We start from the raw sequence: 12,728 nt of genomic DNA on the forward strand, positions 1-12,728 counted from the left end.
GAAACCATGCCCGAACTCCAGCCCGGCGCCGTCGCCGCCTATCTGTCCCGGGGTCTCGGCGCGTCCGTCGCCATCCGCACGCTGCGTCAGACCTTTCCAGGCGCCTCCCGCGAAACCTGGCTGGTCGATGCCGAAGTCTCCGGCAGGCCTGAAGGCTTTGTCGTCCGTGTCGATTGCCCCGGTGGCCCCGGTGTGCCCCAGGACATGAAACACGAATGGAAGGTCTATGAGCGGCTCTGGAACACCGAAATTCCGGTCGCCGAGCCGCTCTGGTATGCCGACAGCATCGACTTCGCCGAAGGCCGCCCCCACATGGTGCGCCGCCTCGTCGACGGCAGCACCCACATCGCCGGCCTCACCGACCAGACCGACGAGGGCAAGCGCCTGCGCCGCGCCGTGGTATTCGAGCATGTCGAGAAGCTGGCCGCGCTCCACCGCATGGATTGGCGGGCCCATGGCTTCGGCGATTTCATCGACGCGCCCGCAACCCCGGCCCGGTCCCTGCGCACCGAATTCGATATCTGGAAAAAGCTCTGGGTCGCCGGTCGCAGCGAACCCTTCCCGCTGATCACCGAGGTACTCTACTGGCTCGAGGAAAACCTGCCCACCGACACGCCCATGATCTCGCTGGTCAAGGGCAACAACGGTGTCGGCGAGGAAATCTGGCGAGGCGGCAAGATCGTCGCCATGAGCGACTGGGAACTGGCCTCCCTCGGCGACGGCGCCCTCGATCTTGCCTTCTCACAGGGCACGCTGGCGCTCGACAATTTTGGCGACGCCATCACCCATTACGAACAATGCGTCGGCCACGAGGTTTCGCCCCACCGCCTCGCTTTCTGCATGTTCTGGATCATGTTCAAGGCGCTCTGTTGCCTCAATGTCTACATGCTCGGCGGCTGGCTCCGCGGTAACCCGCGCCTCAACCGGCCGGCCTTCGGTCTGGTCAGCGTCAAGGCTTACGAGCGCCGGCTCGCAGGCTGCCTCGGCAAGGACCTGGTCGATGCCTGGCGCGAGATCGCCGGCGATCAGGTCAGCACCTACGCCCGCTTCGGGGAGAGCAGGAAATGATCCCGTCCTCGCGCGATCTCATCGCCGGCATCGCCCGCACCCTTGAGGAAGAGGTACTGCCCGATCTGGCCACCGCCACCTGGACCGCCAGTTCCATCCGCAGTTGTCTCAGCCTCCTCGCCCATCTGGAAGAGCGGGTCGTCCACGAAGGCCGCATTCTGTTCGAGGACAATGCCGACATGCGCACCCTGCTCGGCCGGCTGCGCACCGATCTGTCCGAACCGCTGCCCGAGGCAGCCGTCGCCATATCCCTCGCGCTTGATGTCACCAGACCGCCTGCCGGATATCCGAGCGTCGCGGACCTGGACGCCTTCAACCAGCGGCTCAAGACCGTGCTCGAGCAGACCATCACCGCCCTCCATGACGGCCGCGACAGTCTGGGCGAAGACCGGTTCCAGAGCCTGAACGGCAGCATCCTGGTCTATCTCGCCGCCGCCGCCGAGCGCGAAAGCATCATGTTCACCAGGGCCGGCGCCAGATCGCCGCTCTGAACCCATCCCGCATCAGGTCATGCGAAAGGTTGGCTTGCCATTGCCGCCGCGCCCATTAACGTGTCGGCAACATGTAAATTCTGTGAAGGCCTTGCTCCCATGCCCACACTCTTCGATCCCCTCGATATCGGACCGCTCCACCTGCCCAACCGCATCATCATGGCGCCGCTCACCCGTGCCCGCGCTGGCGCCAGCCGCATCCCCAACGACCTGATGCGCGACTATTATGTTCAGCGTGCCTCCGCCGGCCTGATCCTCACCGAGGCTACCTCGGTCGAGCCCATGGGCGTCGGCTATGCCGATACGCCCGGCATCTGGTCCGACGACCAGGTGGAAGGCTGGAAGCGCATCACGGATGCTGTCCACGCCGCCGGCGGCCGCATCGCCCTCCAGCTGTGGCATGTGGGCCGCATTTCGCACCCCATGTTCCTCAATGGCGACGAGCCCCTCGCGCCCTCCGCCGTCGCCGCCGAAGGTCATGTCAGCCATGTGCGCCCCAAGGTCGCCTTCCCCACACCCCGCTCGCTGGCGACGTCCGAGGTCCCCGGCATCGTCGAGGCCTTCCAGAACGGCGCCCGCAACGCCTTGCGTGCCGGTTTCGACGGCGTCGAGATTCACGGCGCCAACGGCTACCTGGTCGACCAGTTCCTCCAGACCGCCTCCAACCACCGCAACGATGGCTACGGCGGCTCCATCGAGAACCGCGCGCGCCTGATGCTTGAGGTGGCCGACGCCGTTACCGGCGTCTGGGGTGCCGACCGGGTTGGCATGCATCTCGCGCCGCGCGGCGACGCTCATTCCATGGGCGACGAGAACCCTGCCGCGACCTTCGGCTATGTGGCGGCCGAGCTTGGCAAGCGCGGCCTGGCCTATCTCTGCGTCCGGGAATATGTCGGCGACAACCGCCTTGGGCCGCAGCTGAAAAAGCAGTTCGGCGGCCTCTATATCGCCAACGAGCGCTTCACCCAGGCGACAGCCGAAGCCGCCCTTGCCGCCGGCGAGGCCGACGCCATCGCCTTCGGCCAGCTCTTCATCTCCAACCCCGACCTGCCCCGCCGCTTCGCCGAGAACGCCGCGCTCAATGAGCCCGACCTGAAGACGTTCTATGCCAGCGGCCCCGCCGGTTATGTGGACTATCCTGCGCTCTAGAACACCGCTATTCCCGGCTCCGTCAGACCGGAGCCGGGGTCGTTTCCTCAACCGATCCAGGAAGGAGGCGCCGCTATGAGCGAACTGACCATCTGGACCTACGACTGGGTGCCCGCCGGCCCTCGCGGTTTCGTGCGCGATCTCAGGTTGAGATGGGCGTGCGAGGAGGCTGGCCTCCCCTATGCACTGCGCACGGTGCCGTTCGACGGCCGCGCAACCAACCACCTGGCGGACCAGCCGTTTGGCCAGGTGCCGTTTCTGAAGGACCGCGGCGTCGAGATATTCGAAAGCGGCGCGGGACTGCTGCACCTTGCGCGGAAAAGCGACAAGCTGATGCCGCGCGATCCGGTCGGAGAGGCGGAAACCCTGCAATGGACGATCGCCGCGCTCAACTCGGTCGAGATGGTGACCGTACCCTGGTGGTTCCTGAAGCTGGGCGGCGATGAAGACAACGGCCTCAGGGGATGGATGGCGCAACGCCTCGCCCATCTGGAAAGAGTTTTGGGCGAGCAGGACTGGCTCGCCGCCGGCCGCTTCACCGTCGCAGATCTCCTGATGGCGGATGTGCTGCGCGTTTCGGACATCCGCGCCTTCGGCAACCGGCCCGCCACCGAGGCCTATGTCGCTCGCGTGACCAGCCGCCCTGCCTTCCGAAAGGCTCTGGCCGACCAGATCGGCCATTTCGAGGCGGCCGACCGCACGAGAGAACAAGGGGCCGATTGAGGCCGCAGGCTTGGCGCCAGCCAAACGACGCCCGTCGCAGAGGCTCCGCCGCACGCTGAGTCAGCGTGGGCTGCCACTGCCTCGGCGCATGCTCCCATCCCGGACAGGACTCCCCGGCCCTCGCGCAACCTTTACGGACGACTTGCGTTGTCCTTACAGGAAAGCGAGGAACCGTCATGAGTTACATGCGCTTCGCGGCGATGATCGCGACATCGACCCTGCTGATGTTCGGCTTGATGTACCTGAACACCTACGCGCTGGGTCATGTCGAATACAGCCAGACACGGATGTGGATGGCCGTCGTCATGGGCGCCTCGATGGCGGTGGTCATGATGGGTTTCATGTGGCGCATGTACGGCAATGCCAGGCTGAATGTCGCCATTGTGGCCGTCAGCCTTGCCGCATTTGCGGGCGCTCTTTGGCTGGTCCGCAGCCAGGAAACCGTCTCCGACGTCAGCTACATGAAGGCCATGATCCCGCATCATTCCATAGCGATCATGACCAGCGAACGCGCGCATATCAGGGATCCGGACGTGCGGCGCTTGGCCGATGGAATCATCGAGGCGCAGGTGCGTGAAATCCGGCAGATGCAACAGATGATCGATCGTCTGGAAGCCCGTCCGGTGCCTGACGGCGCGCCCGATCTTCCGCCCGAACGCCGGTAGCCGCGCGGCCTGCGGCGCCTGGGAAAGTCACGTCCCCGGCGCGCAACACGCCGGGGACGCAAAACGGATCAGATGCGCTCGATGATCGTGCAGGGCGCCATGCCGCCGCCGGTGCACATGGTGACCAGGCCGGTCGCCAGGTTGCGGCGCTCCAGTTCATCGAGCAGCGTGCCCAGCAGCATGGCGCCGGTCGCACCGATCGGGTGACCCAGCGCCATGGCGCCGCCATTCACGTTGACCTTTTCCGGGTCCACGTTGAGATCGCGCATGAACTTCAGCGGCACCACGGCGAACGCCTCGTTCACTTCCATCAGGTCGATATCGTTCAGGGTCATGCCCGCCTGCTTCAGCGCCTTCTTGGCGGCTGGCACCGGCGCGTTCAGCATCAATTCCGGGGAATCGCCCGCAGTCGCCACCGTGATGATACGCGCCCGCGGCTTCAGGCCATGCGCCTTGGCGTATTCCGGCGACGCCAGCACAACGCCGCTCGCGCCGTCGACCACGCCCGACGAATTGCCCGCATGGTGAATGAAATCGATCTTCACGTCCGGATAGGCCGCCTCGACCAGCTTGCGGTAGGTCAGGCCTTCCTCGTTGAGCGGATACTGGTACAGCTCCGTGAACGCCGGCTTCAGCTGCGCCAGCCCTTCCAGCGTGGTCTGCGGCCGCGGGAATTCCTCACGGTCCAGCGCCACGGTGCCGTCTTCGTGATAGACCGGCACGACGCTGTTGTTGAAATAGCCGTTCTTGATGGCGTTATCGGCACGCTTTTGCGACTCGACCGCCAGGTTCTCGGTATCTTCGCGGGTGATCCCTTCCAGCGTCGCGATCAGGTCGGCGCACACGCCCTGATGCGGCTGCGGATGGATGGCGCGCAGATGCAGATTGTCACGGTCCATGGTCGGCAACCCGCCGCGCTGGGTCGAGGCATAGGACATGGACTCGACGCCGCCCGAAACCACCAGATGCTGCATGCCCGACATGATGCCCATGGCGCCAAGATGGACCGCTGTCAGCGCCGAGCCGCAGAAACGGTCGAGCGAGAAGCCCGTCGCCAGGTTGCTCCAGCCCGCGTCCAGCGCCGACATGCGCGCAATGCAGGCGCCCTGCTTGCCCACCTGCGAGCCGCAGCCGGCGATCACGTCATCGACCTCGTCGGTATTCAGGTTGTTCCGCTCGCCCAGCGCCTTCAGCACCGTCGACAGCAGCCGCTGCGGGTGAACATCCGCAAGCGAACCCTTGCCTACCTTGCCAATGCCGCGCGGCGTGCGTGCCGTGTCGATGATCCATGCTTCGGTCATGATCTGCTCCGTTGACTTCCCGGCCCTGCGTCCGGGTCCAATATCAAGCCCTGAATGGGGCGGTGCCGCAGTTAGAGCATGGCGGACGCGTCTCTTCCAGTGGAATTTACCAGTCGGGAACCTGCTTTTTTTTCTCACCGGCATTATGAATTCGAAGTAGTCCCGCGAACGGCCCTAGCCAAACGCGTTCGGGCAACCTTATGCTTTTACAGAGGCTTATTCGAGGCGACCTCGACACAGTTGGAGAGGATGTGCCATGGGATCCGAAACCGTTGACCTTCTCTCGCCGTACCGGCCCGAGGAATGCGCCCGGCGATTGCGGACAGTCACTGATCCCGGGCGTCGGTTTCGCGGCAACAACCCGCTCGTCGGCATGATCGCCGATGGCGCGCTACGCGTAAGGCGTCGGCTCGCCTACCGAAACTGGTTCCAGACCTACATGTTCGGCGTCATGGAACGGACGGGCGACGGCACCCTGCTGCATTGTCGCTTCGGCCTGCACCCCGCCGCCCTGATCTTCCTGATCGTCTGGTTTTCGTTTGTGATCATCGGTGTGGGCGTCGGCCTTGCCGTGGCCCTTGACCTGTTCGGCGTCAATCAGGGCATCAAGGGGCCGCTCTGGCCGGCCGCCATCGTGCCCATCATCATGGCGGTCTTCGCGCTGGTTTGGCTGAAGCTGTCCCGGCGTCTCGCCGAGGAGGACGAACTGTTCATGATCGAGCTGATGCGCTTCAGCCTGGATGCTGAAGTGACACCTGAAGCGGCGTTGCGCCGCGCGGCCGTGGAGCCGCGCTGACGCACCATCCGGGCGATATCAGTCCGGGTCGGAGACCTTCAGGATGGTCTTGCCCTTGTTCTGGCCGGTGAACAGGCCCTGGAGCGCGGCTGGCGCGTTCTCCAGCCCCTCCGAAAGCGTCTCGTGCACTTTCAGCTTGCCCTCCTTCACCCACTTGCCGATGTCGGCGATCGCCTGCGGGAACTTGTCCGCATAGTTGAACAGCAGGAAGCCTTCCATCCGCGCGCTTTTGAGGATCAGGAACAGGTAGTTCTTCGGCCCTTCCGGCATGCCCCAGCCCGAATAGCCCGAGGCGATGCCGCCGCAGATAGCGACCCGTGCGCCCTGCGCCAGATTGGCCAGCGCCGCATCGAGAATCGGTCCGCCCGTATTGTCGTAGAACACGTTGACGCCGTTGGGTGCCAGCTCGCGCAGCTTGGCTTCCATGTCATCGCTCTTGTAATCGATGGCCGCATCGCAGGCGCCTTCCTCGATCACCCACTTGCATTTCTCGGGGCCGCCGGCCACGCCGATCACCTTGCTCGCACCGCGGATCTTGGCAATCTCCGCCACCGCGGAACCGGTCGCGCCCGCTGCACCGGACACCAGCACCACGTCGCCCTCTTTCACCTGACCCACTTCCTGCAGGCCGAAATACGCGGTCAGCGTCGTCATGCCGAATACCGAGAACGCCCAGGTCAGCGGATAGTCCCGCGACACCACCTGAAGCGGCATCAGGCCGGCGCCGTTCTTTAGGATCGCGTAATCCTGCCAGGGGATCATGCCGTTGACCACGTCACCCACCTTGAAGGCCGGATCGTTAGACGTGACCACCTGGCCAAGCCCCGCGCCGAACATCGGCGCGCCGATCTTCAGCGGGTCCATGTAACCCGGACCCTCGTTGAGCCAGCCGCGCTGGGTCGGATCGAACGACAGGTAAAGCGTCTTCACCAGAAACTCGCCGGGCCCCGGATCGGGAACGGTCGTGGTGGTCAACTCGAAATGTTCCGGGCCCACCAGGCCTGGTGGCCGCGACTTCAGCACCCACTGACGGCTTTCCTTGCTCATATAGGCATCCCTTCTGGAAAAATTCATCGACGCCGAACATACCCGTCGGCGCATTCACCGCGCACCATAGATCATCCTGCGTCAGGGTCAATTCGCTGGGTCGCGCAGCCTGCCTTGTGGGCTCTTGCGCGGATGGCCGGAGGCGATCGATTCCGGTCCGCCGGTTAAGGCAAGCGATCCGCTGCATTTCCTCGACTTCACGCATCCGGGCATTGATGATGGCGGCATCCCCGAACGTCTGCCGTCGGAGTCCACACGCCATGCCTACAAAGATGTTCTTGGCCGCCCTCCTCTTGCTGATCGGGCTCGGCCATGCCGCAGCCGCCGAGCAAGCGCTGTCGGCCGCCGGGACCGGCCATGACCTTGCGGCGCAGCGTTGTGGCGGCTGCCACGCCGTCGATCGCGGCGACAGCAGCGCCCTTCCCGCCGCGCCGCCGTTCCGGACCCTGGGCCAGCGCTACCCTCTCGAAACCCTGGAGGAGGCCCTGGCGGAAGGCATCTTCGCCGGGCATCCGGAAATGCCCGGCGACCCTTGGGAACCCGCCGACATCCAGAGCCTCATCAGCTATCTCGAGACGATTCAAACCCGCTAGACCGGTAAACCGCACAAGCGGCGCGGGGCTGTTCGGCGCTACCGGCATCGACTAGGATTGCGGCCGAACCGCGCTGCCGGGCGGGCGGAATCGGCCCGTCACCGCGGATACCGACACAAGGGGAGTCAACCAGTGCGCCAGACCATGCCGTTGGAAGTGGGAATACCCGTCGTCGACCTCGACCGGATGTACGCGTTCTACACCCAGGTTCTCTCCTGCACCGAGGCCCGCCGCGCCGACATCCCGTCCACGCTCAGCCGCAGCCTTGGCGTCGCGCCCGACGGCTACATCAACATCTGGCTGAAGACACCGAACAACGAGGTCATCAAACTGGTGCGTCCGCCGGTACCACCGACGATCCCGCCCGCTCCCGAATGGATGAGCCGCCGCACCGGCATCGCCTACCTCACGTTCTATTGCAGTGACCTCGACGCCACCCTGGCCGCCGCTGAGGCCGCTGGCGCGGTGTTGAAGTCCGAGCGCGCTCTCATCGGCAAGGACCGCGACCTCAGGCTCTGCTTTTTCGCCGACCCTGAAGACAACATCATCGAGCTCGTGGAAGTGAAACAGTAGCGGTCCAGTCTTGCCATCCTCGGCCCGCTCCCCCAATCTCCTGATCGGCCGATCAACAGAGCGGCTGACTACACTGAATGGGGATTCCGATGGCTATCATTATCGCGGGCTGGATCGATCTCGACGTCGAGGACGTCACCGACATCATCGCCAGCGCCAAGGCGCACATCGACGGCGCCTACACCGAAAACGGTTGCATCCACTACATCTGGACCAAGGATGTCTTCGTTCCCGGCCGCATCCACGTCTACGAGGAATGGTCCGAGACCGCCGATCTGCAGTACCATTTCGACAATCACTGGTACAAGGATATGGGGGGCCATCTGCGCCAGTTCCCACGCAAGGGCTCGCAGATCCGCAAGTTCCGCGTCGATCTGATCGAACCGGTCTACGACCCCTCCGGCACCCCGCGCGCCGACTTCTTCACCGCCAAGTAACGGAGGCGGCCATGTCGCTGCCCCGGTACCAGGTCATCCAGAACGCCTATCTGGTGAACGATCTCGACGAGGCGGTGCGCCGCCTCAATCGCCAGGCCGGCTACGGCCCGTGGCTCATGCTCCGCCATGTCGAATTGCCCCGCGTCTGGTACCGCGGCGAGCCGGCCGTCATCGACATGTCGGGCGCGTTCACCCAGGCCGGCGACGTGCAGATCGAGTTGATCCAGGTTCACAGTGACGGTCCGTCCTGCTACCGGGACATCTATCCGGTCGGCAAGGAGGGCTTCCACCACACCGCCATGTTCGTCCCGGATTACGAGAAAGCCTATGCCGCGTTCGAAGCTGCAGGCTGCCCTTGCGCGCAGCTCTTCGAATTGCCCGACGGCGGTGTCGCCGCCTACATGGACACCAGTGCCGTCAACGGACACATGATCGAGATATACAAGGAATCACAGGGAATTCGGGCGCTCTACAGCATGGTCCGCGAATTCTGCGAGTCGCATCCGCCTGACGCGGTCATGGACGGTGGCACTGTCGCCAGCATCATGACCTGAAGGCTCGTTCGGGCAGGTTGCCTTCGGGGTCAGCGGGTCTCGGGACTACGGCTGATCTGCACCTTGGCAGCACAGGCCGGGCCCGGACCTCGCATATAGTGCTTTTCCGGCTGGTAGCGCGGCGTCTTCTGGATGTGCGCCTGCAGTTTCTTGATGGTCTTGAGAAGTACGTCTTTCATTGTTCTTCATTCGGGTTGGAAGCGGATCAGGGTCCTTCCCCTGGTCCGGCCGGCGATCATTTCATCCATGACCTCCGGCAGTTGCTTGATATCTATGATGTTTAGCAGGTCGTTTATGAACCTGGGCTTAAGATTCGTCGCAAGACGCTGCCAAAGGCGTTCCCGAAGCGGCGGGCGGGTATCTGCGTTGATGCCGATCAGCCGCACGCCGCGCAGGATAAAAGGCAGCACGGACATGCTCAGCTCCAGCCCCGCCGCGTTGCCGAACGCCGCGATCACACCGTTCTGCTTCGTGGTCCGGATCAGCCATTCCAGCGGCGCGCCGCCTGTGGTGTCAATCGCACCCGCCCAGCGCGCGGTGTCCAGCGGCTTTCCCGACTCTTCAGGAACGGCGATCACGTCCGCCGCGCCCAGCCTGCGCAGGAACCCGTCGTCGCGCTTGCGCGAGACCGCCACGACCTCGTGCCCCAGCCCGGACAGCATGGATACAGCCAGGCTGCCCGTGCCGCCCGTTGCGCCGGTCACCGCAACCGGCCCATACCCCGGCGCAAGCCCGTTCAACTCCATCAGGTCGATGGACATGGCCACCGTGTGACCGGCCACGCCGATCGCCGCCGCCTCGAGCGCCGTCATCCCGTCGGGCAGCGCGGTAGCGAAAGCGCCCGGCACGCGCACCCACGGCGATAGCCCGCCATCCCGCGCCACGCCCAGCCCGTAGCCATGCAGGATCACGGTCGTCCCGGGCGGCAGTTCGTCCGTTCCCGACTCCGCCACCACGCCGACGGCCTCGATCCCGCCTATGCACGGAAACCGCCGCACGATCTGGCCGCGGCCGGTGCCCGCCAGCGCATCCTTGTAGTTGACGCCCGCATAGAGCACGCGGACCAGCAGATCGCCCTCATCCAGCCCGTCCAGCGAGACCGGGACGATGCCGCCCCGGCCCACCTTGCCGTCCTGCTCGATCCGGTATGCCTCGAACGTCCGCGTCATGTTGCGGCGCGCTTCATGGTCATGCGCGCGATGGTAGTCTGATGGATCTGGCTGGTGCCCTCGTACAGCCGAAACGGCCGCACATCCCGGTAGAACCGCTCGATGCAGCTGTAGTCGGCGATGTAACCCGAGCCGCCGAAGATTTGCACCGCCCGGTCCGCAACCCGGCCGCACATCTCGGTTGCGAAATATTTCGACATGGAGGCCTCCATGCTGGTGTCCTCGCCCCGGTCGCGCTTGCGCGCCGTGTCCAGGATCAGCGCTTTCGCCGCATGGATCTCCGTCTGGCAGTCGGCGATCAGCCCCTGCACCAGCTGGAACTCGCCGATCGGCTGGCCGAACTGCTTGCGGGTCATGGCATGCCGCACCGCCTCGTCCAGCATCCGGATCGCCGGTCCCGTCGAGAGCGCCGACAGATGCAGGCGCTGCTTGTTGAGGATCTTCATGGTGGTTTTGAAGCCCACATTCTCGATGCCGCCGATCAGGGCGTCGGCCGGAATGCGGCAATCCTCGAAATACACCTCCGAAACCGGCGCGCCTTCCTGGCCCATCTTCCTGTACGGCCTGCCGGTAGTCAGACCGGCGCAATCGCGCTCGACGATGAACGCACTCACGCCACCGGCGCCCGGGATACTTTCGTCGGTGCGCGCCATCACCGTCATCAGGTCGGCAACGGGCGCGTTGGTGATGAACGCCTTGGTGCCGTTCAGCACATAGCCGTCGCCATCCCGGCGCGCCGTCGTCTGCAGCGCGGTCAGGTCCGACCCCGCCTCCGGCTCGGTCGCCGCCAGGCAGCCGATCAGTTCGCCCTTGGCCATCTTCGGCAGGTATTTCCGCTTCTGTTCGGGCGTGCCGTCGACGACCAGCGCCTCCGACCCAATGCCTGTATTCGTGCCCACATGGGCGCGGAACGCCACCGAGCACTGCGAGATTTCCAGCGCGCCCAGCACCAGTTCCTCTGCCGTCAGGCCCGCCCCGCCGAATTCTTCCGGAATGCTCCAGCCGAAGAATCCCTTGCGCGCCATTTCCGCCGAGATGTCTTTCGGCATGTACTCGCCCTGCGCCACCCGCTCCTCGTTGGGAACAGCGTAGCGGCGCACCCAATCATGGACATCGGCAAGGAAGCGCTCGAATTCTTCCGGGTTCCTGATCAAATGCTCTCTCCGTCTGGTTCACTCACGCCCATGTCCTCCGGCAATCTCAACTTGCCCAGCTGGCTGACGATCACCTTGCCCAGATGCTGCAGCCGGTCCGGTGGATTGCGGAACGCCGGCATCATCAGCCCCATCACGCCCCGCGCCCGGCCGCTCTCGTCACGGATCGACGCCGCCACCGCCGATGCGCCCTCGATGCGCTCACCCGTCGATGTCGCAAAGCCGGTCTCCCGAACACGTCCGATTTCGACCATGATGCGGCGCTGGTCCGTTGCCGGAAGCGCCGCCTCGTTCAGGATTTCCCGGATCCTGGCATCAGCCATGGCGGCCAGCGCCGCCTTGCCGGCCGCACCGGTCGGCAGGTCGAACGACCGGCCGATCTCCAGTTCATAGCGCAGCGGCTCCCGGCTCGCGGCCACGTCGACCACCACCTGCTGCCGGCCCGACGTCACGAAAAGTGTCGCGGTCTCGCCGCTTTCGTCGCGCAGCCGTTCCATCAACGGCCTGACCGCCGTGCGCAACGACCCGCGCAGCAGCGGCCGCGCCAACTCCAGCAAGCCAAAGCCGGGCGACCAGACATCCTGTCCCGACACGCTCGCAAGCTTGCGCTCGGCCAGCACGGTCAGCGCTGCGTCCACCTGCCCCGGTTCGGCGTCCAGCCTTGATGCCAGTTGCGAACGCCGCGCACCGTGCGGCCCCGCCGCCGCGAGCAGCTTCAGGATATCGAGCGGCAGCCCCATTCCGTCCGGTTCAGCGGCGCCTTTCGGAGAATAGCGCTTGTCCGGCAGTCGGCTGACAAAGCCATGATTCTCCAGCGTGTGCAGAATGCGGAACACCACCGGCACCGGTTCGCCCAGGGCCGCCGCGATTTCTGTTTGCGAAAGTGGCGAGCCCGCCCCCTCCAGCAGGCGCATGGTCTCGAGCGCCCGGGAGACGGTCTGCAATTGATAGGAAGTCTGGGATGCTGCGTTTGCCATGGCGCAGGTAGAAACACCTGCCGCCACCATC

Annotated in this window: 16 protein-coding genes; 10 read left to right on the forward strand and 6 right to left on the reverse strand. The window is 65.0% G+C overall.

Going from position 1 to position 12,728, the window contains the following annotated elements; genetic code table 11:
• The first annotated feature begins 6 nt into the window (after nucleotides 1-6).
• The 5 genes from WJU21_RS17800 (at nucleotide 7) to WJU21_RS17820 (ending at nucleotide 4,096) form a co-directional block, all read left to right on the forward strand.
• Nucleotides 7-1,068: a phosphotransferase family protein gene (locus WJU21_RS17800; protein WP_346324812.1), complete on the forward strand. Its 1,062-nt coding sequence runs from the start codon at nucleotides 7-9 to the stop codon at nucleotides 1,066-1,068.
• A complete protein-coding gene (locus WJU21_RS17805) occupies nucleotides 1,065-1,559 on the forward strand; it encodes a hypothetical protein (RefSeq protein WP_346324813.1) in 495 nt (164 codons plus the stop codon). Before WJU21_RS17800 ends, WJU21_RS17805 begins: the two co-directional genes overlap by 4 nt.
• Nucleotides 1,560-1,658: 99 nt before the next feature.
• A complete protein-coding gene (locus WJU21_RS17810) occupies nucleotides 1,659-2,708 on the forward strand; it encodes an alkene reductase (protein WP_346324814.1) in 1,050 nt (349 codons plus the stop codon).
• Nucleotides 2,709-2,783: 75 nt separating this feature from the next.
• Complete coding sequence (locus WJU21_RS17815; protein WP_346324815.1) at nucleotides 2,784-3,431, forward strand: glutathione S-transferase family protein; 648 nt, start codon at nucleotides 2,784-2,786, stop codon at nucleotides 3,429-3,431.
• A 176-nt stretch (nucleotides 3,432-3,607) separates the two neighbouring features.
• Nucleotides 3,608-4,096, forward strand: coding sequence for a DUF305 domain-containing protein (locus WJU21_RS17820; protein WP_346324816.1), 489 nt, complete (start codon nucleotides 3,608-3,610; stop codon nucleotides 4,094-4,096).
• Between the two features lie 68 nt (nucleotides 4,097-4,164).
• Here WJU21_RS17820 and WJU21_RS17825 read toward each other — a convergent pair whose 3' ends face one another.
• Nucleotides 4,165-5,397, reverse strand: a complete 1,233-nt coding sequence (locus WJU21_RS17825; RefSeq protein WP_346324817.1) for an acetyl-CoA C-acetyltransferase — start codon at nucleotides 5,395-5,397, stop codon at nucleotides 4,165-4,167.
• A 256-nt stretch (nucleotides 5,398-5,653) separates the two neighbouring features.
• Here WJU21_RS17825 and WJU21_RS17830 point away from each other — a divergent pair, with 256 nt between their 5' ends.
• Nucleotides 5,654-6,193: a hypothetical protein gene (locus WJU21_RS17830; protein WP_346324818.1), complete on the forward strand. Its 540-nt coding sequence runs from the start codon at nucleotides 5,654-5,656 to the stop codon at nucleotides 6,191-6,193.
• Nucleotides 6,194-6,211: 18 nt separating this feature from the next.
• On the opposite strand, the gene WJU21_RS17835 is transcribed toward WJU21_RS17830, so the two are convergent.
• Nucleotides 6,212-7,240: an NADP-dependent oxidoreductase gene (locus WJU21_RS17835; RefSeq protein WP_346324819.1), complete on the reverse strand. Its 1,029-nt coding sequence runs from the start codon at nucleotides 7,238-7,240 to the stop codon at nucleotides 6,212-6,214.
• A 260-nt stretch (nucleotides 7,241-7,500) separates the two neighbouring features.
• On the opposite strand from WJU21_RS17835, the gene WJU21_RS17840 reads away from it, so the two are divergent.
• From WJU21_RS17840 to WJU21_RS17855, 4 genes are all read left to right on the forward strand, one after another.
• Nucleotides 7,501-7,833: a cytochrome c gene (locus tag WJU21_RS17840; protein WP_346324820.1), complete on the forward strand. Its 333-nt coding sequence runs from the start codon at nucleotides 7,501-7,503 to the stop codon at nucleotides 7,831-7,833.
• Between the two features lie 132 nt (nucleotides 7,834-7,965).
• Complete coding sequence (locus WJU21_RS17845; protein WP_346324821.1) at nucleotides 7,966-8,406, forward strand: VOC family protein; 441 nt, start codon at nucleotides 7,966-7,968, stop codon at nucleotides 8,404-8,406.
• 89 nt (nucleotides 8,407-8,495) lie between these two features.
• Complete coding sequence (locus WJU21_RS17850) at nucleotides 8,496-8,843, forward strand: antibiotic biosynthesis monooxygenase (RefSeq protein WP_346324822.1); 348 nt, start codon at nucleotides 8,496-8,498, stop codon at nucleotides 8,841-8,843.
• A gap of 11 nt (nucleotides 8,844-8,854) precedes the next feature.
• Entirely contained in the window at nucleotides 8,855-9,397 is a 543-nt protein-coding gene (locus WJU21_RS17855) for a VOC family protein (RefSeq protein WP_346324823.1), read from the forward strand.
• Nucleotides 9,398-9,426: 29 nt separating this feature from the next.
• On the opposite strand, the gene WJU21_RS17860 is transcribed toward WJU21_RS17855, so the two are convergent.
• From WJU21_RS17860 to WJU21_RS17875, 4 genes are read right to left on the reverse strand one after another with little or no spacing between them, the layout of a single operon-like run.
• Nucleotides 9,427-9,576: a hypothetical protein gene (locus tag WJU21_RS17860; RefSeq protein ID WP_346324824.1), complete on the reverse strand. Its 150-nt coding sequence runs from the start codon at nucleotides 9,574-9,576 to the stop codon at nucleotides 9,427-9,429.
• A 6-nt stretch (nucleotides 9,577-9,582) separates the two neighbouring features.
• The gene (locus WJU21_RS17865) at nucleotides 9,583-10,566 is read right to left on the reverse strand and encodes an acryloyl-CoA reductase (RefSeq protein ID WP_346324825.1); all 984 of its coding nucleotides are present in this window, start codon (nucleotides 10,564-10,566) and stop codon (nucleotides 9,583-9,585) included.
• The gene (locus WJU21_RS17870) at nucleotides 10,563-11,720 is read right to left on the reverse strand and encodes an acyl-CoA dehydrogenase family protein (RefSeq protein WP_346324826.1); all 1,158 of its coding nucleotides are present in this window, start codon (nucleotides 11,718-11,720) and stop codon (nucleotides 10,563-10,565) included. The genes WJU21_RS17865 and WJU21_RS17870 overlap by 4 nt, the downstream gene beginning before the upstream one ends.
• Nucleotides 11,717-12,697, reverse strand: a complete 981-nt coding sequence (locus WJU21_RS17875) for an IclR family transcriptional regulator C-terminal domain-containing protein (protein ID WP_346324827.1) — start codon at nucleotides 12,695-12,697, stop codon at nucleotides 11,717-11,719. The genes WJU21_RS17870 and WJU21_RS17875 overlap by 4 nt, the downstream gene beginning before the upstream one ends.
• Nucleotides 12,698-12,728 lie beyond the last annotated feature (31 nt).

Source organism: Emcibacter sp. SYSU 3D8, assembly GCF_039655875.1.
In the GTDB taxonomy this organism is placed as follows: Bacteria; Pseudomonadota; Alphaproteobacteria; order SMXS01; family SMXS01; genus RI-34.